This is a genomic window from Mameliella sp. AT18 (assembly GCF_028807275.1).
GTDB classification, from domain to species: Bacteria; Pseudomonadota; Alphaproteobacteria; order Rhodobacterales; family Rhodobacteraceae; genus Antarctobacter; species Antarctobacter albus.
The window spans coordinates 1-1,070 of the sequence record NZ_JARAMO010000207.1; the positions used below are offsets into that span (position 1 = coordinate 1).

Here is a 1,070-nt window from a genome sequence, read left to right on the forward strand (position 1 = left end):
TTTTCACCTTTCCCTCACGGTACTGGTTCGCTATCGGTCAGCAAGGAGTACTTAGCCTTCGAAGGTGGTCCTCCGATCTTCAGACAGGATTCCACGTGTCCCGCCCTACTTAATACGTCCCATCGAGCTTCTCGTACGGGGCTGTCACCCGCTATGGCCATGCTTTCCAGCATGTTCCGATCACTCTCAAGGCTCGGCTGGTCCCCGTTCGCTCGCCGCTACTAGGGGAGTATCATTGATTTCCTTTCCTCCGGGTACTTAGATGTTTCAGTTCCCCGGGTTTGCTCTTCAAACCCTATGTATTCAGGTAAGAAGTACCTGGTTTACCCAATTATCAAAAACCTGACGGCTGATAATAACTGAATATCAGGTGGGTTGCCCCATTCGGAGATCCAGGGATCAAAGCCTATTCTCGGCTCCCCCTGGCTTATCGCAGAGTATCACGTCCTTCATCGCCTCTTGCTGCCAAGGCATCCACCAAACGCCCTTCTCGCGCTTGATTTGATCCAGTAAGAGCAAGGTTTGGCGTCCCGCTGGTTCGCAAGGACCCTTGACTGGAAGCACGGTCGGCAGACCGCCCTTCCCTCTTACCGGACAAAGCATACTTTCCCGCCCCGGCATGCTTGCCGGGACATGGAATTCAAAACCGCATCGAGCGGTTTCAAATTCCTCTCATTCGTTCTGCAAGCAGAAGAATGAGTGGTTAGTGTACTTGACTTGGACAACGATTGCTCGTTTCAGAAGGGATACGTCGGACAAGCCGGCTAGACCTGTCTTCCGCCTTCCGCGTTATCTTGTCCTGCCGCCTACCGGCTACTTGAGGACGTTTGCACATCCCAAGAGACCGATGATTGGCCTGACTGCGGAACCAACTGAGATTGCCACCCACTTGTGGCAACCAAGCAATGTTGATTGATTTCTCTCTATACGATGTCAGTGAATTTGTCCGATTGGACAGGGAAGCATTCGCAAATGCTTGCCAATTCAATCGAAGGAAGCGGTGGGCCCGGAGAATGGTGGGTCGAGGAGGACTTGAACCTCCGACCTCACGCTTATCAGGCGTGCGCTCT

1 rRNA gene is annotated in these 1,070 nt (G+C 52.9%); it reads right to left on the minus strand.

From position 1 onward, the window contains the following. Nucleotides 1-502 (minus strand): 23S ribosomal RNA (locus tag PVW46_RS18100); the annotation flags it as partial. Between the last annotated feature and the right edge of the window lie 568 nt (nucleotides 503-1,070).